This is a genomic window from Methylosinus sp. is20ea, assembly GCF_059718135.1.
Genome location: NZ_AP046088.1, coordinates 3,535,769 through 3,559,170 on the forward strand (window position 1 = coordinate 3,535,769; position 23,402 = coordinate 3,559,170).

18 protein-coding genes are annotated in these 23,402 nt (G+C 66.6%); 13 read left to right on the top strand and 5 right to left on the bottom strand.

All coding sequences use genetic code 11. The annotated features are described in order from the left end of the window. The first annotated feature begins 28 nt into the window (after positions 1 to 28). The 13 genes from AC6IY7_RS16490 to lpxB all read left to right on the top strand — a co-directional run bounded on the left by AC6IY7_RS16490 (position 29) and on the right by lpxB (position 14,115). Entirely contained in the window at positions 29 to 367 is a 339-nt protein-coding gene (locus AC6IY7_RS16490; protein ID WP_497780495.1) for a hypothetical protein, read from the top strand. Next, a complete protein-coding gene (locus AC6IY7_RS16495) occupies positions 364 to 1,665 on the top strand; it encodes a glycosyltransferase family 4 protein (RefSeq protein WP_497782864.1) in 1,302 nt (433 codons plus the stop codon). The genes AC6IY7_RS16490 and AC6IY7_RS16495 overlap by 4 nt, the downstream gene beginning before the upstream one ends. A 97-nt stretch (positions 1,666 to 1,762) precedes the next feature. Beyond that, positions 1,763 to 2,491, top strand: a complete 729-nt coding sequence (pyrH, locus tag AC6IY7_RS16500) for a UMP kinase (RefSeq protein ID WP_497780496.1) — start codon at positions 1,763 to 1,765, stop codon at positions 2,489 to 2,491. A gap of 147 nt (positions 2,492 to 2,638) precedes the next feature. Beyond that, a complete protein-coding gene (frr, locus tag AC6IY7_RS16505; RefSeq protein WP_497780497.1) occupies positions 2,639 to 3,199 on the top strand; it encodes a ribosome recycling factor in 561 nt (186 codons plus the stop codon). Between the two features lie 74 nt (positions 3,200 to 3,273). Beyond that, positions 3,274 to 4,053: an isoprenyl transferase gene (locus AC6IY7_RS16510; protein ID WP_497780498.1), complete on the top strand. Its 780-nt coding sequence runs from the start codon at positions 3,274 to 3,276 to the stop codon at positions 4,051 to 4,053. After that, positions 4,050 to 4,916: a phosphatidate cytidylyltransferase gene (locus AC6IY7_RS16515; RefSeq protein WP_497780499.1), complete on the top strand. Its 867-nt coding sequence runs from the start codon at positions 4,050 to 4,052 to the stop codon at positions 4,914 to 4,916. Before AC6IY7_RS16510 ends, AC6IY7_RS16515 begins: the two co-directional genes overlap by 4 nt. Positions 4,917 to 4,923: 7 nt before the next feature. Beyond that, entirely contained in the window at positions 4,924 to 6,183 is a 1,260-nt protein-coding gene (dxr, locus tag AC6IY7_RS16520) for a 1-deoxy-D-xylulose-5-phosphate reductoisomerase (protein ID WP_497780500.1), read from the top strand. Positions 6,184 to 6,258: 75 nt separating this feature from the next. Beyond that, complete coding sequence (gene rseP / locus AC6IY7_RS16525) at positions 6,259 to 7,401, top strand: RIP metalloprotease RseP (protein WP_497782865.1); 1,143 nt, start codon at positions 6,259 to 6,261, stop codon at positions 7,399 to 7,401. Between the two features lie 352 nt (positions 7,402 to 7,753). After that, positions 7,754 to 10,240, top strand: coding sequence for an outer membrane protein assembly factor BamA (gene bamA / locus AC6IY7_RS16530; RefSeq protein ID WP_497780501.1), 2,487 nt, complete (start codon positions 7,754 to 7,756; stop codon positions 10,238 to 10,240). Between the two features lie 186 nt (positions 10,241 to 10,426). Then, positions 10,427 to 11,470, top strand: a complete 1,044-nt coding sequence (lpxD, locus tag AC6IY7_RS16535; RefSeq protein ID WP_497780502.1) for a UDP-3-O-(3-hydroxymyristoyl)glucosamine N-acyltransferase — start codon at positions 10,427 to 10,429, stop codon at positions 11,468 to 11,470. 98 nt (positions 11,471 to 11,568) lie between these two features. Further along, complete coding sequence (gene fabZ, locus AC6IY7_RS16540; RefSeq protein ID WP_497780503.1) at positions 11,569 to 12,030, top strand: 3-hydroxyacyl-ACP dehydratase FabZ; 462 nt, start codon at positions 11,569 to 11,571, stop codon at positions 12,028 to 12,030. A gap of 26 nt (positions 12,031 to 12,056) precedes the next feature. Then, positions 12,057 to 12,872 carry an acyl-ACP--UDP-N-acetylglucosamine O-acyltransferase gene (lpxA, locus tag AC6IY7_RS16545; protein ID WP_497780504.1) on the top strand — a complete coding sequence of 272 codons (816 nt, stop codon included), beginning with the start codon at positions 12,057 to 12,059 and terminating at the stop codon, positions 12,870 to 12,872. A 73-nt stretch (positions 12,873 to 12,945) separates the two neighbouring features. Further along, positions 12,946 to 14,115: a lipid-A-disaccharide synthase gene (gene lpxB / locus AC6IY7_RS16550; protein ID WP_497782866.1), complete on the top strand. Its 1,170-nt coding sequence runs from the start codon at positions 12,946 to 12,948 to the stop codon at positions 14,113 to 14,115. A 144-nt stretch (positions 14,116 to 14,259) separates the two neighbouring features. Here lpxB and AC6IY7_RS16555 read toward each other — a convergent pair whose 3' ends face one another. The 5 genes from AC6IY7_RS16555 to AC6IY7_RS16575 form a co-directional block, all read right to left on the bottom strand. Beyond that, positions 14,260 to 15,753: a PAN domain-containing protein gene (locus AC6IY7_RS16555; protein ID WP_497780505.1), complete on the bottom strand. Its 1,494-nt coding sequence runs from the start codon at positions 15,751 to 15,753 to the stop codon at positions 14,260 to 14,262. A gap of 453 nt (positions 15,754 to 16,206) precedes the next feature. Then, the gene (locus AC6IY7_RS16560; protein ID WP_497780506.1) at positions 16,207 to 16,854 is read right to left on the bottom strand and encodes a hypothetical protein; all 648 of its coding nucleotides are present in this window, start codon (positions 16,852 to 16,854) and stop codon (positions 16,207 to 16,209) included. A gap of 141 nt (positions 16,855 to 16,995) precedes the next feature. Continuing rightward, positions 16,996 to 18,282: a citrate synthase gene (locus AC6IY7_RS16565; RefSeq protein ID WP_497780507.1), complete on the bottom strand. Its 1,287-nt coding sequence runs from the start codon at positions 18,280 to 18,282 to the stop codon at positions 16,996 to 16,998. 343 nt (positions 18,283 to 18,625) lie between these two features. Beyond that, complete coding sequence (gene gltX / locus AC6IY7_RS16570) at positions 18,626 to 20,083, bottom strand: glutamate--tRNA ligase (protein ID WP_497780508.1); 1,458 nt, start codon at positions 20,081 to 20,083, stop codon at positions 18,626 to 18,628. A 266-nt stretch (positions 20,084 to 20,349) separates the two neighbouring features. Continuing rightward, on the bottom strand, positions 20,350 to 22,329 hold the full coding sequence (locus AC6IY7_RS16575; RefSeq protein WP_497780509.1) for a toll/interleukin-1 receptor domain-containing protein: 1,980 nt from the start codon (positions 22,327 to 22,329) through the stop codon (positions 20,350 to 20,352). Positions 22,330 to 23,402: the final 1,073 nt, after the last annotated feature.

Sequence of the window (23,402 nt, forward strand, 5' to 3'; positions counted from 1 at the left end):
GCGTGGTTCTTTTCATGACGAGCGTCGGATGATCATCGATCTGCGTCCGCGCGGAGCGGGGCGGCGCTGGCCGTCGCGTCTTTGCGGCGTCGCCGCAGGAGCTGCGGCTGTCTTCTCTTTTCCTGCGCCGGCTTTCCCCCAGGCGGCTCCGGGTTTCAATCTCTGCGTGCAGCCGGGATCGCCGCCCTGCGTCTTCATGCCCGGCCAGCCGGCGGAGGCCTGCGGGCGCGAGGTCGAGGCCTATATCGCCGCGGTGTTCCATTACCGCGAATGCCTCTCCCGGGAGAGCGAGCGCGTGATCCGCGAATCGAACGACGTCATCGATAGTTGGCGATGCCGCGAGCGCGGCGAGCGGTGCCGCAGATGACATCGGGCGCGCGGTCGCGGCCCGTGGTCTATGACGTCACCCGCCTGGTGACGCGGGCGCTCAATCCGACGCCCAATGGCATAGACCGCGTCGATTTCGCGCTGGCGCGACATTTTCTCGCCGCGGGCGGGCAGGGGAGCGTCGCGCTCGCCTGCGCGGCGCTGGGGCCGCGGCTCGCCTCGGCGGAAGAGGCGCTGCGCACGCTCGTCGATATAGAGACTTATTGGAACGAATTCCTCGACCCGCGCGAGGACGCCGTGTTCGAGGAACTCGTCGCGGCGCTCGAAAACGCGCCCGCCCATGGCGGCGCGGCGCGGGTGAAGCGGCGGGGATGGGGCGTCGTTCCCGAGAATTGGCGCGCCATGCGCCGCTGGGCCTTTCGCCTCGGCCGGCCGATGTCCGAGGCTCCGCAGGGGGCGATCTATGTCAACGCCAGCGGCTTTCCGCTCGACAAGGATTGGCATTTGCGCTGGCTCGACGCGCGGCCGGACGTGAAGCCCGTCTTCTTCGTTCACGACCTTCTGCCGCTCGAGGCGCCGGAATTTTTTCGCCCGGCCGAGCGCGACAAGCATCGCGCCGCAATGGCCAATATTGCGCGCCGCGCGGCCGGCGTCGTCGTCGGCTCGCGGGCGGTCGCGCGCCGGGTCGCGGATTTCGCGCAAAAGCAGGGCAGAGCCGATCTCCCGCTCTGTCTCGCCGGCCTGCCCGTGGCCCCGGTCTTCGAGACGCGGGCCGCCATCGATCCGCGCCTCGCGGGAACGGCCTATTTCGTCCTCTGCGGGACGATCGAGCCGCGCAAGAATCACATGCTGCTGCTCAATGTCTGGCGCGAGCTCGCCGAGCGCGAGGGGGAGGCGACGCCAAAGCTCGTCCTCGTCGGCAAGCGTGGCTGGCACAATGAGAATGTGCTCGACATGCTGGAGCGCTGCGCGGCGCTGCGGCCGCATGTGGTCGAGGTGTTCGGCCTGTCGACGCCGGCCCTGCGCGCCCTGCTCGCCGGCGCGCGGGCGGCGCTCGCGCCCTCCTTCGCGGAAGGCTTCGGCCTGCCGGTCGCCGAGGCCGCGGCCTGCGGCGCGCCGATCATCGCCTCCGACATAGAGACGTTTCGCGAGATCGCGGGCGAGGCGCTCGATTATGTCGATCCGCTCGACGGGCCGGGCTGGCGCGACGCCGTCCTCGCCTATCGCGACGCCGATTCGCCGCGCCGGCTGGAGGGGCTGCGCCGTCTCGCGCGGTTTCCGCGCCGCGACGCCGCGTCCTTCTTTCGCGTGATCGACGAATTCCTCGGCGGCTTGTGATCGCGGGCGCCCGCTTCGTGAGCGGCGCGCCTTGCCGGGGCGGCGGCGGTTTCCTATTAAGATCGAACGAAGGTCGGCCAGCGAAAGAGAGGCGTAGATGACGGACCCGTCCAACCCGCCGAAATGGAAGAGGGTCGTCGTCAAGCTCTCGGGCGAGGCGCTGATGGGCGCCGCGCCGCACGGCCTGCACGCGCCGACTTTGGAGCGGATCGCCAAGGACCTGGCCTCGGCCGCCGAGCTCGGCGCGCAAATCGCCGTCGTCGTCGGCGGCGGCAATTTCTTTCGCGGCATTCAAGGGGCCGACAAAGGCATAGAGCGCGCGCGCGCCGATTCGATCGGAATGCTCGCGACCGTGATGAACGGCCTCGCGCTCGAGCAGGCGATCGAGGCGCAGGGGCGCCAGGCGCGGGCGCTCTCGGCCGTGCCCATGCCCTCGCTCTGCGAATCCTATTCGCGGCGGGCGGCGCTGCATCACCTCGACAAGGGCCGCATCGTTATCGCCGCCGGCGGCACGGGCCTGCCTTTCTTCACCACCGACACGCCCGCCGTGGTGCGTGCCGCCGAGCTCTCGGCCGACGCCGTGCTGAAGGCGACTCAGGTCGATGGCGTCTATACCGCCGACCCCAAGCGCGACCCCTCCGCGCGGCGCTATGAGCAGCTCACCCATGACGAGGCCATAGCCAAGAGCCTCGCCGTGATGGACACTGCCGCCTTCGCTCTTGCTCGCGAGAATAAGATTCCCATAATCGTGTTTTCCATCGCCGACGAGGGCGCGATCCGCGCGGTGCTGGAAGGACGAGGGCGGGCCACTTATGTCGTTCCTTGAATATCGTTCCTTAGGGGGGACGACGCCCTCGGGACGCGGCCGACGATTTCCGCCTCGGCGGATTATGTTCTATGAGACGCTCCGACCCTGAGCCGGCGCGGCCCGCTCGTTCGAACCGATAGACTTCACGAATAGGCAAAGTTTCCTATGGCTCAGACTTTCGATCTGCCCGAATTGAAGCGCCGTATGCAGGGCGCGCTGGCGACGCTCAAGCACGAGCTCGGCGGGCTGCGCACCGGGCGCGCCTCGGCGAGCCTGCTGGAGCCGATTCACGTCGAGGCCTATGGCCAGGCGACGCCGCTCAACCAGGTGGCGACGATCAGCGTGCCGGAGTCGCGCATGCTGGCCGTTCAGGTGTGGGACAAGGGGCTCGTCGGCGCCGTCGACAAGGCGATTCGCGATTCGAATCTCGGGCTCTCGCCGACGATCGAGGGGCAGGTGCTGCGCATTCGCACGCCCGAGCTCAATGAGCAGCGCCGCAAGGAGTTGGTCAAGGTCGCGCATAAATACGCCGAGGACGCGCGCGTTTCCGTGCGTCATGTGCGGCGCGACGGCCTCGACATATTGAAGAAGCTGCTCAAGGATCACGCCCTGCCCGAGGATGACGCCAAGCGTCACGAGAGCGAGGCGCAGAAGGCGACCGACGAGGCGGTGCGCGAGATCGACACTATGCTGGCGCAAAAAGAAAAAGAGATCATGCAGGTTTGATTTTGTCTTTATCGATTGTCGCGAAGAGCCGGCCTGTCCGGCTCGAGCTCTCGAGGATGGCGCGGAACAAAAAAATGGGAGACGGTGGAATATTGGAGCTGGGAGCGCCGGCATTGGCGCCGAGAGCCGCGCCGCGTCATGTGGCTTTGATCATGGATGGCAATGGGCGCTGGGCGGCGGCGCGAGGCCTGCCTCGGTTCGAGGGCCATAGGCGCGGCGTCGACACATTGCGCAAGACGGTGCGCGCGGCGATCGAGTTCGGGATCGATTATCTGACCGTCTATTCCTTTTCTGTGGAGAACTGGTCGCGTCCGCCCGAGGAGGTGCAGAGCCTCCTCGCTCTGCTGCATCGCTTCATCCGCAATGATCTCGCCGAGCTGCAGGCCAATAATGTCCGCGTGAAGGTGATCGGCGCGCGCGAGGGGCTCGCCGCCGAGATCGCCGCGCTGCTGCTCGAGGCCGAGGAGACCACCGCCGCCAATACCGGCCTCACGCTGGTCGTCGCTTTCAATTATGGCGCGCGGCAGGAGATAGCGGCGGCGGCGCGCGCGCTCGCCGAGGAGGTCGCGGCCGGCCGGCTGCGCCCGCAGGACATAGACGCCGAGGCGATCGCCCGTCGCCTCGACACGGCGGATATCCCCGATCCGGACCTCATCATCCGCACCAGTGGCGAGCAGCGCCTGTCCAATTTCATGCTGTGGCAGGCCGCCTATGCGGAATTGCTGTTCGTGCCCGTCCATTGGCCGGACTTCAGCAGGGCCGATTTCGAAGCGGCGATCGACGAATATGCGCAGCGCGATCGGCGGTTCGGCGGCCTCGCGTCGGTCGACTGCAGAGCGAAGACCGCTTCATGAGAGAGCCTTCGAGGTCCGGCGCCGCCATCGCCGGCGCCAAGGGCGCGCGATTCGGGGATCTCGGTCCGCGCATCGGCTCGGCCGTGGCGCTGATCGCGACGGCGCTCGCCGCGCTCTATGTCGGCGGCGACGCTTTCGCTCTGTTCTGGCTGCTCGCCGGTTTCGCGGTCTCCTGGGAGTGGCAGAGCATCGTCGGCGGCGAGATGTCGCTCGCCCGATTCGCGCTCGGCGGCGCTTCGCTCGCCGCGGCGACGGCCTTCGCCGCCCATGGCGGCGGCCCGGCCGCGCTGGCCTCGCTCATCCTCTTCTCGGCGATTCTCTCGATTCTCGCCGGGCCGGGACGACGGCTCTGGGCCCCGGCCGGCCTGCTCTACGCCGGCTCGCTGATCGTCTCCACCAATGTGTTGCGCCATTCGCCCGATTATGGCGCCATCTCCATCGCCTGGCTGTTCGCCGTCGTCTGGGGAACCGATGTGATGGCCTATTTCGGCGGAAGGCTGATCGGCGGGCCGAAGCTCTGGCCGCGCGTCTCGCCCGGCAAGACCTGGTCGGGAACGCTGGTCGGCCTCGTCAGCGGCGCGCTCGCGGGCGTCGGCGTCGTCTATCTCAGCCGCTGGAGCGCGTCGGTGACGCTGCCGCTGTTCTTCGTCGGCCTCGTCGCGGCGGCGCTGGCGCAGGCGGGCGATCTGTTCGAATCCTGGATCAAGCGGCGTTTCGGCGTCAAGGATTCGAGCCATTTGATCCCCGGCCATGGCGGGGTGATGGATCGCGTCGACGGCTTCATCTTCGCCAGCGCCTTCGCGGCCATGCTCGGCGGATTGCGCGGTCAGGAGTCCCTGGCCGCCGGTATTTTCATCTGGTAGGCGGCAAATGGCGACAGGGGCGGGATCGGAGCGATTTGGATCGGAGCGATTTGTCACTCGGGCGCGCGGCGGGCGGCCGAAGCGCATCGTGCTGCTCGGGGCGACGGGGTCGATCGGGCGCTCGACGGTCGATCTGCTGTTGCGCGACCCGGAAGGGTTTTCCGTCTCGGCCATCGCCGGCGGACGCGACCATGCGGCGCTCGCCCGGACGGCGATCGCCGTGAAGGCCGAATTCGTCGCGATTCGCGACGAGGAGGGCTATGCCGCGCTGAAGGAGGCGCTGTCCGGCACCAATATTCAGGTCGCCGCCGGGCGCGAGGCGGTGATCGAGGCCGCGACTCGCGAGGCCGATCTCGTGGTTTCGGCCATTGTCGGCGCCGCGGGCGTCGAGCCGACCCACGCCGCTCTGACGCTCGGCCGCGTCGTCGCCCTCGCCAATAAGGAGTGCCTCGTCTGCGCCGGCGCGCCTTTCATGCGCACGGCGCACGAGACCAGCGCCCGCCTGCTGCCGATCGACAGCGAGCATAATGCGATTTTCCAGGCGCTCGGCGGCGAGGACGTCTCCCGAATCGAGAAAATGACCATCACCGCCTCCGGCGGCCCGTTCCGCACCTGGACCCGGGAGGCGATCGAGGCCGCGACGGTGGAACAGGCGCTCAACCATCCCAATTGGGCGATGGGGCCGAAGAATACGATCGACTCGGCCACTTTGATGAACAAAGGGCTCGAGCTCATCGAGGCGCATCATATTTTCGGCGTGCCAGCGGAAAAGCTCGACGTCATCGTGCATCCGCAATCCATCGTGCATGGGCTGGTGAGCTTTGCCGACGGCTCGGTCACGGCGGGGCTCGCCCGCCCCGACATGCGCGTGCCGATCGCCCATTGCCTCGCCTATCCCGAGAGAATCGAGACGCCGGCGCCGCGGCTCGACCTCGTCGCCATCGGCGCGCTCACTTTCGAGAAGCCGGATCTGGAGCGTTTCCCGGCGCTCGGCCTCGCGCTCGAGGCGCTGCGGGCGGGCGGGGGGCTTCCCACCGTGCTCAACGCCGCCAATGAGATAGCGGTCGAGGCGTTTCTCGCGGGCCGCATCGGCTTTCCCGGAATCGCCCGCCATGTCGCGGAGGCGCTGGAGGCTGCGCTCCAGGACGGCGCGGCGCGCGAGCCGGCGACCGTTGAGGACGCCCTCGCCATTGACCATATTGTGAGAGAAAGATCGCGCGGCGCCTTGGCGATGAACCAGGCTTCGGGCATGTTAACGCTTCAGTAACCAAGAGAGCAGCGCCGTTCGGCGAACTCTCGGGTCGTAGCGTTTGCCGGGAGTATCGCTTTGCTGGACTTGCTCATGACGATCCTCGTCTATGTCGTCCCCTTCGTCTTCGTGTTGACGATGGTGGTGTTCTTCCACGAGCTCGGCCATTTCCTCGTCGGCCGTTGGTGCGGGGTGAAGATCGACGCTTTCTCGATCGGCTTCGGCCCTGAGCTCTGGGGCTTCTACGACCGCTATGGAACGCGCTGGCGTCTGGCGGCGATCCCGCTCGGCGGCTATGTGAAATTCCACGGCGACGCCAATGGCGCGAGCGTGCCCGATCCCGAGCGCATAGAATCGATGCCGGAGGAGGAGCGCAAGCTCACCTTCTTCGCCCAGGCGGTGTGGAAGCGCGCGGCGATCGTGGTGGCGGGGCCGCTCGCCAATTTCGTGCTGGCGATCGTCATCTTCACCCTTCTCTACGCCTCCTTGGGGCGCAATTTCCTCTTGCCGAAGGTCGCCTCCGTGCAGGCGGGCGGCGCCGCCGAGCAGGCCGGCTTCCAGCCGGGCGATCTCGTCCTCACCATAGACGGCGAGCCGATCGACAGTTTCGGCAAGATGCAGGAGATCGTCTCCTCCTCGACCGGCAAGCCGCTCGCGATCGTCGTGCGCCGCGCCGGCGAGGATGTGACGCTGCAGGCGACCCCGCAGCTGCGGGAGATCGAGACCGCGCTCGGCAAGACCAAGATCGGCATGATCGGCCTGCAGGCGAGCAATGATCCGGCCGACCAGCGCGAGGAGCGCTTCGGCGTCGGCCAGTCCTTCGTGCTCGCCGTCACCGAAACATGGACGATCGTCGAGCGGACCGGCTCTTATCTCGGCGGGCTCGTCGTCGGCCGTGAGGCGACCGATCAATTGTCCGGCCCGATCGGAATCGCGCAGGTCTCGGGGCAGATGGCCAAGGCGATCGACAAAGTGGGCGTCGGCCCGCTCTTCAATCTCATCGCCATATTGTCGATCTCGATCGGTCTGCTCAATCTGGCGCCGGTGCCGCTGCTCGACGGCGGACATTTGCTGTTCTATGCGATCGAGGCGGCGCGCGGCCGCGCGCTCGCGGAGCGTACGCAAGAATACGCGTTCCGCGTCGGACTCGCGATGGTCTGCACGTTGATGGTGTTCTCCACCTATAATGATCTCGCCAGGTTGCTGCGGCGGCTCAGCGGCGCGGGTGTCGACTGAGCGTTTCGTGTCTGGTTTCTTTCTTCCCCATGGAAAACCGCGATGATTTCGACGGGACAGGCGTTTGTGACCGCTTTTCGCCATCATTCTGGGGAGGATCGTCACTCGGGACTCGCGGCGCTCCGCTGCGGGTTCGGACGTTAACGCGACGCTGACCATAAAACGTGGCTTCGCGGCAACGGGCCGGGCAAAACGGGGAAACTCGCGGCGTTCGGCATTTGCAGTAAACGGTAAACCTTGTAGAAGGTGAACATCGGATCGGACGGCGTGCGGTAGCGTGCGTGCGGCGTCCCAGTTCGTGAGCCGCGCCGCTTTCGGCGGGCGACGGCGCGACGAGGACTTAGGATTGACAATGCGGTCCATCGAGGCTTTTCGGAATCGTTCCTATCTCATGGCAGCCGTCGTATCGGCGGTCCTCGGCTTCTCACTTCCGTCTTTCGCTCAGGATATCGTCGTCGTCGGCAATGCCCGCGGCGATTCCGACGTGATCCGCTCCTATTTCTCCGGGACGAGCCCGGAGGAGGTCGAAAAGGGCCTCGAGGCGCTGCGCAACAGCGGCCGCTTCTCCAATGTGAGCGCCACCCGCGAGAAGGGACGCGTGGTCATCCATGTCGCGGAGACCAATCTCATCAATCGCGTCGTCTTCGAGGGCAATAGCAAGGTCAAGACCGAGACGCTGACCTCCGAGGTGCGCACGCGCGCGCACGGCTCCTTCAATCAGACGGTGGTGCAGCAGGACATCGCCCGCCTGCTCGAGATCTATAAGCGCTCCGGCCGCGCCGCGGCCAAGATCACCTATCGCACGGTGCAACTGCCCAATGGGCGCATCGATGTCGTCTTCGCCGTCGAGGAGGGCGACAAGACCGGCGTCAAGGACATCAAATTCGTCGGCAACACCGTCTACTCGACGGGCCGTCTCGTCGATCTGATGGAAACGACCGAGATGAACTTCCTGTCGTTCATCAAGACGAGCGACGTCTATGATCCGGATCGCATCGCCTCCGATCTCGAATTGGTGCGGCGCTTCTATCTGAAGAACGGCTACGCCGACTTCCATGTCGTCAGCTCCGACGCGGTGTTCGATCCGGCCCAGGGCGGCTATGTCATCACCGTCGTCGTCGAGGAGGGGCCGCAATATCGCGTCTCCAATGTCGACATAGAGTCGCATCTGCCCGATATCGATCCCGTCTCGCTGCAGCCCTATCTGCGGCTGTCGCCCGGCGACGTCTATAATGGCGACGCGGTGGAGAAGACGGTCGAATCGCTGACCCGCGAGATCGCCAAGAAGGGTTACGCCTTCTCGCAGGCGCGCCCGCGCGGCGAGCGCAATCCCGCCGCTCAGACGGTGGCGATCCGCTTCGTCGTGGACGAGGGGCCGCGCGTCTATATCGAGCGCATCAATATTCGCGGCAACACGCGCACACGCGACTATGTGATTCGTCGCGAGTTCGAGATCGGCGAGGGCGACGCGTACAATCGCGTGCTGGTCGATCGCGCCGAACGCCGCCTCAACGGCCTCGGCTTCTTCAAGAAGGTCCGCGTCACCAACGAGCCGGGCTCGGCGGCAGATCGCGTGGTGGTGAATGTGGACGTCGAGGATCAGGCGACCGGCAATTTCGGCGTGTCGGGCGGCTATTCGACGACGGAAGGCTTCATCGGCGAAGTGTCTGTGTCGGAGAGCAATTTCCTCGGCCGCGGCCAGGCGACGCGCCTCTCGGTGCAGGCCGGCCAGCGCGCCCGCGGCGTGTCCTTCAGCTTCACCGAGCCTTACTTCCTCGATCAGCGCTTCTCGGCGGGCTTCGACATTTTCGCGAAAAAGTCGGACGCCTATAATTACTCCTACTACAGCACGACCTCGATCGGCGGCACGCTGCGCTTCGGCATTCCGATCACCGAGGAGATCAGCCTCTCGCCGCGCTACTCGATCTATAATACGACGATCTCCATCCCCAACGACAGCAACCGGCCCTACAACGACTGTCAGACGCCGCTGCCGGGATATACGCCGGGCTTCGGCTACATCTTCGCGCCGACGCCTGCCGATCTCAGCGTTCTCTATAATTGTCAGTCGAATGGCGAGGCCTCGCTCGCGATCAAGGAGTCGCAGGGCTCGCGCCTCACCTCGCTCGTCGGCTACACGCTGGCCTATAATTCGCTCGACAATTTCCGCAATCCGAAGAACGGCATCCATTCGCAGCTGTCGCAGGATATCGCCGGCCTCGGCGGAAACAGCCGCTATATCCGCACCACCGGCGACCTCCGCTACTTCCACGAGCTTCCCTTCGTGGACGATGTGGTCGGCATCGCGCGCGTGCAGGGCGGCAATATGTTCGCGCTCGGCGACTATCAGTTCCGGGTGATGGACAATTTCAACCTCGGCCCGACTCTGGTGCGCGGCTTCGCGCCGGGCGGCCTCGGCCCGCGCGACATTTCCAACTGGACCAGCTCGCGCGGCAACTCGCTCGGCGGCTCCAATTACATCGGCGGCTCGCTCGAGGTGCAGTTCCCGATCTGGGGCCTGCCGAAGGACATCGGCCTGCGCGGCGCGCTCTTCGCCGACGCCGGCACGCTCTGGGGCTATAAGGGCGCGACGAACTTCAGCAGCAAGCTCTATGGCGTCACTCTGCCCTGCGTCTATCCCTATTCGGCTCCGACCTTCGGCCAGGGCACTTGCATCGTCGTCTCGGGCGATGCGGCGCAGATCCGCTCCTCGGTCGGCGCCTCGGCGCTGTGGCAATCGCCGCTCGGGCCGATCCGCTTCGACTATGCGGTGGTGCTGTCCAAGGCCTATGGCGACATTACGCAGCGCTTCCGCTTCTCCGGCGGCACCAATTTCTAAACGCGTCGCCGCTGGCGCACAGCCGATACAGCGACTAGAATTTGAGGATCCCCGAGCGGCGAGACCCGCCGCTCGGGGATCGTTTTCGTCGAGAGCGCGCCAATGGCCCTGCGCGGGCCGGCGGGCGGCTCTTTTCGGCTTTTCGCCCCGGCTGCGGCCGGGCGCGACGATTCGGGAGTGCGCGGCATGGGCGCCGCTGGATTTTTTCGCCTCGACCGGCCCCTGACGCCGGGGGAGGTCGCCGAGATCGCCGGCGCGCGCGTTCATGAGATTCGGCCCGGCGCGGCGGAGATCATCATCGGCGTCGCCCCGCTCGATCTGGCGCGCCCGGGCGAGCTCGCCTTCTATGATCGCAGACGCTATGCGGCGGCGCTGCGCCACTGCCGCGCCACCGCCTGCCTCTTGCGCAGCCGCGATCTCGACGCTTTGCCGAGCGGAGTCATCGCCCTGGTGACGTCCGAGCCGCACAAGGCGATGGCCCGGGTGATGGCGCGGCTGTTCCCCGATTCGCTGCGGCCGCAATCGCTGTTTGCGGCGAGCGGCGTCTCGCCCGGCGCGATCATTCACCCGACGGCGCGGCTGGAGCCGGGCGTCTCGGTCGACCCCGGCGCCGTCGTCGGTCCCCGCGCCGAGATCGGCTCGGGAAGCGTGATCGGCCCGCAGGCGGTGATCGGGCCGGATGTGCGCATCGGACGCGACTGCTCGATCGGCGCCAATGTCAGCGTCATTTGCGCGCTCATCGGCGACCGCGTCATCATTCATCCGGGCGCGCGCCTCGGCCAGGACGGTTTCGGCTTCGCTCTTTCTCCGCAAGGCCATGTGAAGGCGCCGCAGATCGGCCGCGTCATCGTGCAGGACGACGTCGAGATCGGCGCCAATACGACGATCGACCGCGGCGCGACGCGCGACACCATCGTCGGGGAGGGGACCAAGATCGACAATCTGGTCCAGATCGGCCACAACGTCGTCATCGGGCGCGGCTGCGTCATCGTCGCGCAATCGGGGCTCGCCGGCTCCTGCGAGCTCGGCGATTTCGTGGCGCTGGGCGGCCAGTCGGCGATCGGCGGCCATCTCACCATCGGCGATGGCGCGCAGATCGCCGCCAAATCCGGCGTGACCCGCGACGTGCCGGCCGGCGCGCGCTGGAGCGGCGCGCCGGCGCGTCCCGCGCGTCGCCATTTGCGCGGTGAGCTGCTGCTCGACCGCCAGGCGCGTCGCGACGCCAAGTGAGACCGGTGCGACGCCAAGTGAAACCGGCGCAGGACGCCGGAACGAACGCAAGACGGGCCGGGCGAAAGGACGACCGGGTCCGCAGGGGAGAAGAGACGATGAACGAAGAAACGACGGCGCAAGCGCCGGAATCCCTGGATATCCACCAGATTTTGGAGCTGCTGCCGCACCGTTATCCGCTTCTCCTCGTCGACCGCGTCGTCGATATTCGCGGTGACGAGAGCGGCGTCGGAATCAAGAACGTCACTTTCAACGAGCCCCAGTTTCAGGGCCATTTCCCCGGAAATCCGGTGTTTCCCGGCGTGCTGCTGGTGGAGGCCATGGCGCAGACGGCCGGCGTCATCGCCGCGCGCATGCAGCCGAAGGGGTCGCAGCGCAAAGTCTTCTTCACCACCATCGACAAAGCGAAATTCCGCCGCCCGGTCACCCCCGGCGATCGGGTGGAGTTCCATGTGGCCAAAAAGGCCCGCAAACGCGATATCTATTGGTACGCTTGCCGGGCGCTGGTCGATGGCGCGCTGGTCTGCGAGGCGGAGCTGAGCGTGATGATCGCCGGCTGAGAGCCGCCACATCGCCCGGACGGGAAATGACATCGAGCGCGCGCATCCATCCATCCGCTGTCGTCGAGGAGGGCGCGCGCCTCGGCGAGGACGTCGTCGTCGGTCCCTTCTGTCATATCGGCGCCGAGGTCGAGCTCGGCGCTCGCGCGCGTCTCGTCTCGCATGTGGCGCTCGCGGGGCGCACCCGCATCGGCGCGGATGCGGAAATCCATGCTTTCGCCTCGCTCGGCGCGGCGGCGCAGGATTTGAAATCGCGTGGGCGGACGGGCGCGCTGGTCATCGGCCGCGGCTGCCTCGTGCGCGAGGGCGTCACCATCAACGCAGGGACGCCGGCCGATGGCGGCGAGACGCGCATCGGCGATGATTGCGCTTTTCTCGCCTATTCCCATGTCGGCCACGACAGCCGCATCGGCGACGGGGTCGTGCTCTCCAATAATGTGCTGCTCGGCGGCCATGTCCGCATCGGCGATCACGCCACGATCGGCGGCGCGACGGTCGTGCATCAGCGCGTCCGCATCGGCACGCAGGCGTTTGTCGCCGGGCTCTCGGGTCTCGAGGGCGATCTCGTTCCATTCGGCCTCGCGGGCGGCAATCGCGCGCATTTGTTCGGGATCAATCTCGTCGGGCTGCGCCGCCGCGGTTTTTCGGATGCGCGCCTCGCCCTTTTGCGCGAGGCGTTCCACCGGCTGTTTCCGCAGGAGCCGGGCGCCGAGGTGCTGGCGCAGCGGATGGAGGCGGTCGCGCAGGAATTCACCGGCGCCGAGGATGTCGAGACCGTTCTTTCTTTTCTGCGGGCCGAGCGGGCGCGTCCGCTCTGCGCGCCGCGCCCGGCGCGAGGCTAGGGCGGTGGACGCGCCGCCCCATGTCTTTCTCATCGCCGGAGAAGCCTCGGGCGATCTCCTGGGGGCGCTGCTGATGCGCGCGCTCCGCGCCGAGCGGCCGGATATGCGCTTTTCCGGCGTCGGCGGCGAGGCGATGGCGCGCGAAGGGCTCGCCAGCCTGTTTCCGCTCGGCGATATCGCCGTGATGGGCCTGTTGTCTCCGCTGCGGCGGCTGCCGCAACTGCTGGAGCGCATCGAGCGCACGGCCCGCGCCGCGATCGAGGCGCGGCCGGACGCGCTCGTGCTGATCGACGCTCCAGACTTCACCCATCGCGTCGCGCGGCGGGTGCGGCGCGCGCGGCCGGCTCTGCCGATCGTCGATTATGTGAGCCCGACGGTCTGGGCCTGGCGGCCCGGCCGGGCGCGGGCGATGCGCGCCTATGTCGACGAGGTGCTCGCGCTGCTGCCCTTCGAGCCGGCGGCGCATGAGCGGCTCGGCGGTCCCGCCTGCTGCTATGTCGGCCATCCGCTGCTCGATTGCCTCGACGCGCTCACGCCTTCCGCCGCCGAGCTGGCGGCGCGGGAGGCGGAGCGGCCGCTGCTCCTCGTAATGCCGGGCTCGCGCCGCGCCGAGGTCGCGCGGCTCATGCCGGTGTTCGGCGAGACGCTGGCGATGCTCGCCGAGCGATGCGGGCCGTTGGATATCGCTTTGCCCGTCGTGCCGCATGTCGCGGAGGAGATCGACCAGCGCCTCGCCTCCTGGACGACGCGGCCGCGCCTGCTGTCGCAGCAGGAGAAGCCGCCGGCGTTCCGACGCGCGCGCGCAGCTCTCGTGGCGTCGGGCGCGGCGACGCTGGAGCTGGCGCTCGCCGGCGTTCCCATGGTCGTCGCCTATAAGGTCGCGCCGGTCGAGTGGCCGCTGCGCATTCTGGTGAGCGTCGACAGCATCGTGCTGCCCAATCTCGTGCTCGGCGAATGTCTGATCCCGGAGTTCCTGCAGGGGCGCGCGACGCCGACGGCGCTGGCGTCCGCGCTGGAGCCGCTCATTCGCGGCGGCGCCGAGCGCGCAGCGCAGACGAGCGGCCTCGCCCGTGTGTGCGCGCGCATGCTGGCGGAAGGCCGCAGCCCGAGCGCCTGCGCCGCGGAGCGCGTGATTGCTTGGATCGGGAGGGGTCGAGAGATCGCCGGAGGGCAGCCGCCATCAAAAAGGGGGAAGTCGAGTTTCCGGACTCCCGACTACCCCCTGTATCTGAAAACGCCTTGAACAATGCCGCAACAATAGCCGAGCTTACGCGTGTCGGCATCCCCCATATGGGAGAGATCATGCAAAATAACGATTGTATGAGGGGCCGAGTAGAATCGGCGTTCCCATCGCCATATTCCAAAGACCAAGTACGTACGTAGCGAGCTATTCTTGACGCTTGCCGCCGCTGTCGGCGAGCTCATTAGAGAAATATTCTCCTGTCGTCTTAAACAGATGGCAGGCGCTCTCGTCGAGACGGAAGGTGAAGGCGATACAGGCCTCCTCCGCGCGGCAGGCGTCCTCGCAAGCGTCGGGTCCGTCGAGCGACGCCGTTTTGTAGCCGGCGCCCGGGAAGGCTTTGGAGGGATAGCGCTCCATGGAGAGCGCGCCGGAAGGCGCGCGCGGGATATGAATGTCGTCGCGCAATCCGCTGGTCACGCGCGGATTGAGCGTGAACGCGCCGGCGGTCGCCTTCAGCCGGCAGACGCGGTTCCAGCGGTCGAAGGAATAGGCTCGGCAATTGTCTCGGCCGCGGCAGGCGGCGGCGCAGGCGGGCTGATCGAGCTTGCGCAGAGTGGCCAGCGTCGGCCCGGCGATGTCGCGATTTTCGAAGCTGCGAAAGGCCGCGGGCTTTTGCGCGCCGATGACTGCGGGGGGAAGCCGCTCGGCCGCCTCCTGCGGCGTGAGCGTCGGCGCTTCGGGCGTGGGGGCCGGGGATTCGGGCGCGGCGATCTGGGGCAAAGCGGCGATCGTCTCCCGCGCCGGCGGTTCCGCCGGCGCCTCGACTGCCGGCGCCGGGCGGCTCGGCGCGAGCGCCTCGATCTTGGCGCGCGTCAGCGGCGGATCGGCGGCGATCGCGCGCACGATCACATCGTCCTTGTTCTGTGCGAGCAGCGCCGCGAGCGTATCCTCGCGGGCGTGGCGCGCCGCGAGACGGCCGAGCGCGGAACGACCGCACGCCTCCATCTCGGCGGCGTAATCGTCGACCCGCGCGAGCGCCGCGCGCAGCTCTGGCGGCGTGGCGTCCGAATGTCGCGCCATTTGCGCCGCGCCGAGGAGGGCGGCGAGAAAGACGAGCGCCACAGCGAGGGCCGCGCGTCGGCGCGGCGGCCGCTTCGTCGGCGCCGCGAGCGCGAGCGCCGGCGAAGCGACGATGATCGGGGCCTCCGCCGTCTGTCGCTCGGCGCGACGTTCCGCCTCGGCGAGACGCCGCTCCAATTCCTCTATGCGGCGCGTTTCTTCGTCGAGACGTCGTTGCAGCTCGAGCGATTGCGCCTCGGCGGCGGCCTCTTGCCGCAGGCTCGTCTCCGCCGGAGCGCTCTGCGCATCGAAACGCCGCGAGCCACGCTCCAGCCAGATTTCGAACAATGTGGCGAGGCTGGGCTTGGGCGTGGAGATTCCGCGCCTTTCGCGATCGAGCCAGGCGTCGAAATCGCGTGCGAAGACGGCGAGCACATTTTCGATCGTCGTCTGCTCGCGCGCGGCGCGCTGCTCGAAGTGATGGCGCGCGTCGCGCAGCATCGTCGCGCATTCCTCGCGATAGCGCGCCTCGATCTCGTCCCAGGAACATTGCGCGGATGAACATTGCGCGGACGAATTTTGTGCGTATGAACGTTGCGCGTCGGGGGCGCTCGCCTCGTTCCGCGCCAAATCGTTCACAGCCCCCATCGTCGTCTCCCGCTTCGTCTCGTCGGCCGCGTCGCGACTGTTTTATCGCGTTCGGCTTCTAATACGATTTTGCGGCGTTCGTCCAAATCATGCGCCGTCGTAGCGGCGGCGACGACGGAGTTTACCGGCGGCGCCTGAGGGCGCGGGGGATTCGGCCGCTCGCGCGGCGGAGGCGTTTCGCTCATGACGATGCTCCGATGAGCGCGAATCGCTCGAGACGCGACGATGCGATTCGCTGGGGCTGAAATCGACGAATGAAACGCGGCGACGAAAAACGCGCGCAGGTCGAAAAAATGATTGCTCGAATCGAGAGGCGAACGACCGCCATTGACGGCAACGAACATGTCTTTTTCGAGTCGCCTTCGCTCCGAGCAGGATTTCGAAAAATTGGGAACCGGCTTTTCGATCAAAACTCTGCTCGACCCAACGAGCAGGTCCCGCGCGTCAGGCGCGCAGGACCGGACGGCCGGAGCGAATCGCCGTGACGATGCGAACGACGATCTCCGGGCCGGCGCCGCGACCGCGTGCGTCGAATTCCGTCGCTGCTTCCGTCGTCAATATGTCGAGATAGGATTTCGCGGTTCGCAGCTTCTCGCTCATCGTCGGATCGACATAGCCGAGCGCGAAAGAGCGCGCCGGCGTGCGCCCGGCGATGACCGTCGCATGATCGTCCGTCACCAGATGGCTCGCATAGAGCGAGCCGCCGATCTCGCAGCGGCCGGCGCTCGAATTATTGAAGACGGGGCCTTCCGCGCGCATATCGCCGCGCACGACCACCTCGGCGCCGCCGAGCGTCACTGTGCGCGCCCGAAGATCGCCGCGCGCCAGCACGAAGGCCGCCGAGCCGTCGAAGGAATTGTCCATGAGATCGCCTTCGATCGTCACATCGCCGTCGACGACGATTCCCGCGATCCTGTGGCGCCACATCCATTGATAGAGCTCTATGTCGCCGACATAGACGAAATCGCGCGGGCAATAGGCGATGCGGAAGGAGGAGAGATCGAAGAGGCCGAGGCTGATCTCGCGATCGAAACGCAGCCTGTCGCGCGCTTCCTCGAAAGAGAGCAATTCATAGGACCCCGTCTCGATCATTTCCGCCTCCTCAGCAATCATGCGGAGACAATGGCGGGAGCGGAGGCGTATGGCTGTGCGTTCGCGCACAATGCTTCGCGGCCGTCCGGTCCGAGCGACGGCCGCGAAGAAGATCAGCGTCTCGAGATCAGCGCTTGGACATCAGCGCTTGGACATGGGCAGATAATCGCGCTGCTTCTCGCCCGTATAGAGCTGGCGCGGGCGGCCGATCTTGGAGCCCGGATCTTCGATCATCTCCTTCCATTGCGCGATCCAGCCGACTGTGCGCGCCACCGCGAAGAGCACGGTGAACATGGTCGTCGGCAGGCCCATCGCCTTCAGCGTGATGCCGGAATAGAAGTCGATGTTCGGATAGAGCTTCTTCTCGATGAAATATTCGTCGTGCAGAGCGATGCGCTCCAGCTCGATCGCCACATCGAGGAGATCGTCCTTGACGCCGAGCTCGGCCAGCACCTCGCGCGTCGTGCGCTGCATGATCTTCGCGCGCGGATCGTAATTCTTATAGACGCGATGGCCGAAGCCCATCAGGCGGAACGGATCGTTCTTGTCCTTCGCCTTGGCGATATAGATCGGAATGCGCTCCGGCGTGCCGATCTCGGCGAGCATCTTCAGCACCGCCTCGTTTGCGCCGCCATGCGCCGGGCCCCACAGCGAGGCGATGCCCGCCGCCACGCAGGCGAAGGGATTGGCGCCGGACGATCCCGCGAGACGCACGGTCGAGGTGGAGGCGTTCTGCTCGTGATCGGCATGCAGCATGAAGAAGCGGTCGAGCGCCCGCGACATCACCGGATTGACCTTATATTCCTCGCAGGGCACGGCGAAGCACATGCGCAGGAAGTTCGACGTATAGTCGAGGTCGTTCTTCGGATAGACGAAGGGCTGGCCGATCGAATATTTATAGGCCATCGCGGCGAGCGTCGGCAGCTTCGCGATCATGCGCGTCGAGGCGACCATGCGCTCGACCGGATCGGCGATATTCGTCGAGTCGTGATAGAAGGCCGAGAGCGCGCCCACCGAGGCCACCATCACCGCCATCGGATGCGCGTCGCGGCGGAAGCCCTGGAAGAAGCGCGCCATCTGCTCATGCACCATTGTGTGGCGCGTGATGCGATAGTCGAAATCGGCCTTTTGCGTCGCCGTCGGCAATTCGCCATAGAGCAGCAGATAGCAGGTCTCGAGAAAGTCGCCGTGCTCGGCGAGCTGGTCGATCGGATAGCCGCGATAGAGGAGAATGCCCTCGTCGCCGTCGATATAGGTGATCTTGGACTCGCAGCTCGCCGTCGAGGTGAAGCCGGGGTCGTAGGTGAACATGCCCGTATCGCCGTAGAGCTTGCGGATGTCGGCGACGCTGGGGCCGATCGTGCCCTCCATGATCGGCAGGCTCACGCTTTTCTCGCCGGTGTGAAAGGACGCTTCTTTTTTCGTCATGGCCCCACCTTTTCGCGTTGTCCGTGCAAATTGCGGCTCCCGGCGAAACACCGCAGCATATATTACGCCACGCCCGCGCCGCGCTTCGCCCCTGCGGCTCGAAACGGCAAGCGCATTCGTACGAACATCGGGGCATTCTTGCGCCGACGGACCGCCGGGTCCGTTCGATCGAACGAAAGTCGCTTTAAATTCAAAACCCTCCTGCGCTAGCCGGCGGATATGCGTCGGTCGCCGCGCCGCAGTGGCTCGCGCGCTTCTGTCGTGACGCGGCGATGCGGCGCATAGGGTCGAGCAGAGGACCTGTTTGTGCGTTGCACAAACTATAGCATCCCTCGCCCGCCGTTCAAGCGCGTTGCGCAGCCTGATCGCGCAGGCGGGCGAGGCTCTCCTCGCGGCCGAGAATCGTCAGCACGTCGAAAATGCCGGGCGAGGTGGTGCGCCCGGTGAGCGCGGCGCGCAGCGGCTGCGCGAGATCGCCGAGCTTCACGCCGAGCGCGGCGGCGGTCTCGCGCACGACGGTCTCGGTCGCCGCGGCGCTCCATTCGTCGAGCGCGGCGAGCTTCTCGATCAAAGCGGAAAGATTCGCGCAGGCGGCAGGCGACAAAAGCGCGGCGGCCTTGGCGTCGAGCGCCAGCGGCCGCTCGGCGAAGAGGAAGCCGGCGCCGTCGACCAGCTCGTTGAGCGTCTTGGCGCGCGCCTTGAGGCCGGGCATGGCGGCGGCGAGCTGCGCTTTGCGCTTGTCGTCGAGCTTGGCGGCGAGCGCCGCGCCGCCCTCGAGATAGGGCAGCGTCGCGACCAGCCCGTCGAGCAGCTCGGAATCGTCGCTGCTGCGCAGATAATGGCCGTTCATATTCTCGAGCTTCACGAAGTCGAAGCGCGCCGGCGAGCGATGAATGCTCTCGAGATCGAACGCCTCGATCATCTCCTGCGTCGAGAAGAACTCGCGGTCGCCCTGGCTCCAGCCCAAGCGCAGCAGATAATTGCGCAGCGCCGCGGGCAGATAGCCCATGCCGCGATAGGCGTCGACGCCGAGCGCGCCATGGCGCTTGGAGAGCTTGGCGCCGTCCGGCCCATGGATGAGCGGAATATGAGCGAGCTTGGGCGTCTCCCAGCCGAGCGCCTCATAGATGTGCTTTTGCCGCGCGGCGTTGGTGAGGTGATCGTCGCCGCGGATGATCTGCGTGACGCCCATATCGTGATCGTCGACGACGACGGCGAGCATATAGGTCGGCGCGCCATCCGAGCGCAGCAGCACGAAATCGTCGATATCCTTGTTCGGAAACACGACGCGGCCCTGCACGGCGTCCTCGATCACCGTCTCGCCCTCTTGCGGCGTCTTCAGCCGAATGACCGGTGCGACGCCCGCCGGCGCCTCGCTGGGATCGCGATCGCGCCAGCGCCCGTCATAGCGGGGCGGACGGCCCTCGGCGCGCGCGGTCTCGCGCATCTCCTCGAGCTCCTGCGCGCTGGCGTAGCAGCGATAGGCCTTGCCTTTGGCGAGCAGTTCCTCGGCGATCTCGCGATGGCGCGGCGCGCGCGCGAATTGATAGGTGACGTCGCCGTCCCAATCGAGGCCCAGCCAGCGCATTCCATCGAGAATAGCGTCTATGGCGCCCTGGGTGGAACGCTCGCGATCCGTGTCTTCTATGCGCAGCAGGAAGCGCCCGCCATGCCGCTTGGCGTAGAGCCAGTTGAACAGCGCCGTGCGCGCGCCGCCGATATGGAGGAAGCCGGTGGGGGAGGGGGCGAAGCGCGTGACGACTTGGGGCGTGACGACTTGAGGCGTGACGGCTTGGGGCATGAGCGCGGCTGACGATTCCCGAGAAATTAGCGTGGGGGCCCGTCTAGCACGCTGCGGGCCAGGGGGGAACTGCGGGGGCGTGAGAGCCTCGGGACGGAAGACCAGCGACCTCGGGCGCGTCTCCTTCTCCCGCTTGCGGGAGAAGGTGGCCCTCGCGTCAGCGAGGGTCGGATGAGGGTCCCTGAGAAGCTTCGAGACGCGTCCGTTGCGTCCCGGCGTGGATGGCCGGGACGAGCCCGGCCAAGACGGGGGAGGGGAGCGAAGGCTCAGCGCAGAAAGGATTTCAGCCATTCGATCACAGGGCCAGCGTTCTCGCCGAGCTCATGCGCGATCTCGTCCCAGCCTTTGACCGATTGCGAAACGTCCTTGCCGTTGAGGAACGCCTTGTAGAGCGCGTTGACTGAGCTGGCGACGCCGAAGTCGTGCGACTTTTTCGGATCGACGCCGGCGAGAGGATCGGGCGGCAGGGTGGGCGTCGCCTCGGCGGCGGCGGCCGGCGAAGGCGCTGGCGCCTCCGGCTCTCGCTCGACCTTGTGCAACTCGTACGAAACATTCTCTTCGAACACATCGGGTGTGTGCTCTTCGACGGTGCGGACGAAGCCTTCGACGGCGTCGATCGGCAGCGGCTGCGTGAGCCGGCCGCTTTTCACCTCTTTGTAGTATTGTTCGATGTCGGGATAAAAGTTGCGGAGAGATGCGTGCGTTTCGAGAACCCGCGTCACACGCGCCTTCAATTCGATCGCAATCACATCGAAGTCTTCGACGAGTTGGTCGTGAAGCGTTCGAGCAGCGTTGTCCGCGAGAAGAAAACTTCCTTGTCCTGGCATTGTCGGCAAGTCTTCGAGATATTCGTCGAGCGCGCGAAGATAGCCGGGTCGAGCATTGAATTGGCCGCTTCGCAGAAACTCCGCCGAACGGCTTGCGAGCTTGCGACAAGCCTCGAGGCGAGACTGGTGATCCGCGGCGCTATTCGCGAATGGAAACACGGGTGTGTTCTGCGGTCCCGCGACGATGGTCAGCTTGACCGAAGACGTCCAGCCGAAGGAGAAGGGCGCCGAGACGTTTTCGACCGGCGCGGGCGGCGGCTTTCGAGGCGCGACGGCGGCGAGGATCGCGGCTTTCCTCTGTTCCTGCGTCAGCCCGACGAGCGATTTGTAGACGATCTGCTGCGCAAGAGCGTTCAATTCGGTTTCGCGGACGAGAAATGCGATCAGTCGCCTTTCTCGGCCCGAAGGATCGCGATTGTAAGCGTAGGCCCATTCCGCCCGACAATGGTCCGATTTTTCGTAATCTGGCGAAAGTAGAGCGATCAATCGCGTCAATCGGCTCAAGCCGTCCTGCATTTCGCGCACGAGATTATTGCCGACGGCTATGTCCTTGAACATGGCGAATGTCGAATAGCCGGCCTCCTCCAGGACCGACGCCGTCTCTCGAGCGAAACTGTCGTCGGGCGTTGAATAGCTGATGAAGAAATCCCAGGATTCTTTCGGCGGCCAAGTTGAGGCCGTCAGCCGCGCGATTTCCTGCGCGAGCAGCGCATTCTGCTCGGCGGGGTCTTTCTCTTTCGGGTCGACGGGGAGCGTCGCGAAGAGAAGCTCGACCTCCTCGGAGAGCTCTACGCCGTCGAGACGGCGCTGATACCAGTCGAGCCAGGGCCGCCAATGTGCTCCCGCGAGGAGTTGGCGAACGAGCCTCCAACGCTCGGTCGCCCATGGCGGCGCGCCCTGTGGCCAGAGCGGATCTCCCGCAAGACCGCTCGGCGATCGGCCTGCTTCGAGCGCCGCAATGTCGGCGGATGTCGAACTCCAGATCTCGGCGGCGTTGTCGGCGGCGTCAGCGGCGGCGTCAGCGGCGTCAGCGGCGTCAGCGGCGTCAGCGGCGGCGTAGGCGGCAGCGTCAGCGGCGTCGGCGGCGTAGGCGGCGGCGTTACCGATGTCGGCGGCGTCGGCGTCGGCGGCGTCGGCGGCGTCGACGGCGCGAAGGTCCTTGGCGCAGGTCGGATATTTGGCTGCGACCCGCGCCAACGCGGTAGCCCAGAAGACCGCCAGCGCCAAGTCGCCGAATTGTCGCGCCCGCGATTTGGTGGCGCTTTGCTCGATCACCGGCAGAACGCGGAGCGCCGCGCGGGCCGCGATGACGACGGCCGCCTGCGATCGCCGGTCTGGCGGCACAGCGTCGAGCCATTGCTCGAGGCTCTCTAGATCATAAATCCTCGGCCGCTCCTCGCCGCCGTCCAATTCCGTCATGAAAAAATCTCCGCGTCCCGCGAGAATGCGGAGGCGCCCACGAAAACGCAAGGCCGAGCCGACAACAGGCGCGAGATCGCAGAATCGCCTTGATGAAATCTATCGCGGCGCGCACAACGAGAGTCGGCGCGGATGTGCCCCGCCGCAGCAAAAGACTGTCGTTTTCGACACGAAGACGCGCCCCGCTTCCCCCTCGACTGGCTATCGAATGCGGCCCCGCGACGTCATGGCCGGGCTTGTCCCGGCCAGCCACGCCGACACGCCGAGGCGTCTCGAAAGTTTGGCGAGACGCCGACGCTCCGGCGCCGTCCGACGCGGGATGAAATTTGTCCATGGCGGGCGCTTTCATTTGGTTTATCAGCTGCTTGGCGTGGATGGCCGGGACAAGCCCGGCCATGACGGCCGCAGAGTCGATCCGATAGCCTTCGAGGGGGGAGGGCGAGCGCCGAAGGCGCTCGGGAGGGGTGACTCCCCTAAGTCTCGGGGATCACCCCACCCCGTCCGGCTCCGCCGGCCGACCCTCCCCCTCAAGGGGGAGGTGGGGCGCGACTCTTGACATTTTACGGAAAATATTCCTATACTCGGCCACCCTCGTCGAATGGCAAGGGCGTCGTCCGGGCAGGGGCGGGGCCGGCGAGGGGGCGGTTTCGAGAGAGGCGGGGCGGCTACCCTCGTTCGCGCGCTCGACGCCACGCCGCCGGTCCGGCTTCTCCTTCGTGCGGAGGCGTTCGGAGACGAACGCGAAAGCCGGCCGAATATCCGAGGTTCGCGCGGGGATAGACTACCCGAGAGGGGAAAACAACCCTGGGCCCGGAGGCGGTGGAGAGCAGAGGCAGACCGCGTCCGGGACCCTCGGGGCATTCCGAATGCGCTTCTTTTGCGAATGCCGTGGCCAAGGGAGGCCCCGGCGTCCCGGACGACCTCGTCCCACCCGCTCGCGTCCGCGCGTGCGGGCGCTTGCGCGCGGCTCCATAACGCGCGGTTCATGCGCGAAAGCGCGCGGCCTCGAAGGCGCGCGCTCGGATCGCGTAACATTCGACGCCTCGCCTGCGAACATCAGCTCGGGAGCCGCT

Coding starts and splice junctions, on each gene's coding strand:
- lpxD (WP_497780502.1), top strand. CDS start 10,427: ATGGGCGCCGCTGGATTTTTTCGCCTCGACCGGCCCCTGACGCCGGGG.
- lpxB (WP_497782866.1), top strand. CDS start 12,946: ATGCGCGCGCTCCGCGCCGAGCGGCCGGATATGCGCTTTTCCGGCGTC.
- fabZ (WP_497780503.1), top strand. CDS start 11,569: ATGAACGAAGAAACGACGGCGCAAGCGCCGGAATCCCTGGATATCCAC.
- AC6IY7_RS16575 (WP_497780509.1), bottom strand. CDS start 22,329: ATGACGGAATTGGACGGCGGCGAGGAGCGGCCGAGGATTTATGATCTA.
- AC6IY7_RS16490 (WP_497780495.1), top strand. CDS start 29: ATGATCATCGATCTGCGTCCGCGCGGAGCGGGGCGGCGCTGGCCGTCG.
- pyrH (WP_497780496.1), top strand. CDS start 1,763: ATGACGGACCCGTCCAACCCGCCGAAATGGAAGAGGGTCGTCGTCAAG.
- rseP (WP_497782865.1), top strand. CDS start 6,259: ATGACGATCCTCGTCTATGTCGTCCCCTTCGTCTTCGTGTTGACGATG.
- AC6IY7_RS16510 (WP_497780498.1), top strand. CDS start 3,274: ATGGGAGACGGTGGAATATTGGAGCTGGGAGCGCCGGCATTGGCGCCG.
- AC6IY7_RS16560 (WP_497780506.1), bottom strand. CDS start 16,854: ATGATCGAGACGGGGTCCTATGAATTGCTCTCTTTCGAGGAAGCGCGC.
- dxr (WP_497780500.1), top strand. CDS start 4,924: ATGGCGACAGGGGCGGGATCGGAGCGATTTGGATCGGAGCGATTTGTC.
- AC6IY7_RS16515 (WP_497780499.1), top strand. CDS start 4,050: ATGAGAGAGCCTTCGAGGTCCGGCGCCGCCATCGCCGGCGCCAAGGGC.
- bamA (WP_497780501.1), top strand. CDS start 7,754: ATGCGGTCCATCGAGGCTTTTCGGAATCGTTCCTATCTCATGGCAGCC.
- AC6IY7_RS16565 (WP_497780507.1), bottom strand. CDS start 18,282: ATGACGAAAAAAGAAGCGTCCTTTCACACCGGCGAGAAAAGCGTGAGC.
- AC6IY7_RS16495 (WP_497782864.1), top strand. CDS start 364: ATGACATCGGGCGCGCGGTCGCGGCCCGTGGTCTATGACGTCACCCGC.
- gltX (WP_497780508.1), bottom strand. CDS start 20,083: ATGCCCCAAGCCGTCACGCCTCAAGTCGTCACGCCCCAAGTCGTCACG.
- lpxA (WP_497780504.1), top strand. CDS start 12,057: ATGACATCGAGCGCGCGCATCCATCCATCCGCTGTCGTCGAGGAGGGC.
- frr (WP_497780497.1), top strand. CDS start 2,639: ATGGCTCAGACTTTCGATCTGCCCGAATTGAAGCGCCGTATGCAGGGC.